Origin of the sequence: Paenibacillus sp. NPDC056579 (assembly GCF_042793215.1) — a bacterium.
GTDB lineage: Bacteria > Bacillota > Bacilli > Paenibacillales > NBRC-103111 > Paenibacillus_S.
Window position 1 is genome coordinate 1 of sequence record NZ_JBHTVD010000041.1, and the last position, 1,743, is coordinate 1,743.

Sequence of the window (1,743 nt, forward strand, 5' to 3'; positions counted from 1 at the left end):
CTTTCTTCTTTAACAAATATAAAAATTAATATTACTGATAGACATTTAACTATGATACTTCTTGTGATAGTTTCCTTGAATTTTTGAAGCCCGGTCAATAACCAAGTTATGTCCAGCATACATGAAAGTAGATGTAATCCTTGTAGCAGAGATAATATACGGTACTCAGAAAAACATAAAGAATAATAAAGGTAGGAACCAGTACAAATCATTAATCCAACAACTTGAATAGTATAAATTGACCAAAACTCTTTGGTTAGTTCGTTTTTACCTTTTATTGATTGAATTGCTATTTGTCTATTAGCATATAGTGGTATTCCTACCGTTCCAATAACCATTAATATTTGAACTATGGAAAATGTATATGCATTTAAACCAATTTTTTCTGCCCCCAACACTCTAGCGGTATACGGTATTGTTATAAAAGGTAGGAATATAGCTAATATTTGATTGAGTGTATTAAATAAATAATTAGCAATAATTTTATTCATTTATTTTATCAGACCCTTAGAATTTATTTAAACCTCTTCTTACCTAAATTACCATGAACATAATCAAATAGTCCCATCCACATGCTCTTAAACTTCAAAGTCTTATCTGTTTCAAATAATACTATGGTCAATAGTGATAAAATTAAATGATACACCAGAAATTTCATGAATTTTATGTTGTTCTCTGAGTATTTTTTTTTTACATATAGAACGTTCCTTGTTATGTAATACCTTCTTACATAATTGTGATTGGTAACAAATATTTTTTTACCAAATAAATATTTTACTGTAATTTCTCCAAGATTATGTTCTAACTCTATCTCATTAACTCTATAAACACTATATCCTTTCACACTAATTCTATAACAGTATTCATGATCAACTGAATCTATAAAGAGTCTATCCTCAAAAAAACCAACTTTATCTACTAATCGCATATTTATTAAATTTCCTGAAGTCATTACTGTCTTAACTTTTTTCACTCCCTTCTCTTCGTTTAAATAAGGAACTTTATGAAGCGGACTAAAAATGACACCATCTTGATTTAAATTTACAGTAATTTTGACTATGTCCACGAACCTTTTAAAATTCCCTTCACAAAAACTACTATCTTGATCCATTGTAAGTAGCCATTCAGCATTATTTTCTTTAGCAAAATCTATTCCTTTATTTAAAGCATAAGCGATTCCGAAATTTTCTTTAAAGCATTTATATGTTACTTTTAAATTATTGCGATAGTAATTAGCTATTCTTTTATTCTCTTTTTCAGAATTATCAAATATTAATAATTTATCCAAATATCCTATAAAGCTTGAAATATTATTTATTACTTCTTCGCTAATGGGGTTGTATAAAACAACAACACCTACTATCAATGTTCTATCACCTCTTTTCTATATTTTCCAAAATTTTTTTTAAAATTCCAAAGGAGTCTCTTTGATTTTTGTAAATAAACATTAATTTACGATAATCTGATTTTAAAATAGAATCTGTCGAAGCATCTTCTTTGTGAAATATACTTGTAAGTGGACTATAAATTATCTTATAACCTTTCCGCATACAGGTGTGATATAAAATATCCTCTTCAGCATACATAAACGTCCCTGGGTGAAATGCATTCTCTTCCTTATCTAGATATGATGGAGAGAAAATAATTGCGGAACCATGCAATACAATGTTTACATGTGGAATAAGATAATTAACATTTTCATTTATTGGTACTGGTCTTCTTATCTTTTTTACTATCTTGTAT

The 1,743-nt window shown here is 27.8% G+C and carries 3 protein-coding genes; all 3 read right to left on the bottom strand.

The genetic code is table 11. From position 1 onward, the window contains the following. A partial coding sequence (locus tag ACFQ88_RS39630) for a lipopolysaccharide biosynthesis protein (protein WP_379463442.1) occupies nucleotides 1-491 on the bottom strand: 491 nt, incomplete at its 3' end. A gap of 23 nt (nucleotides 492-514) precedes the next feature. Continuing rightward, nucleotides 515-1,366: a glycosyltransferase family 2 protein gene (locus ACFQ88_RS39635; protein ID WP_379463443.1), complete on the bottom strand. Its 852-nt coding sequence runs from the start codon at nucleotides 1,364-1,366 to the stop codon at nucleotides 515-517. 7 nt (nucleotides 1,367-1,373) lie between these two features. After that, on the bottom strand, nucleotides 1,374-1,743 hold a 370-nt coding region (locus ACFQ88_RS39640; RefSeq protein ID WP_379463444.1), incomplete at its 5' end, for a glycosyltransferase family 2 protein.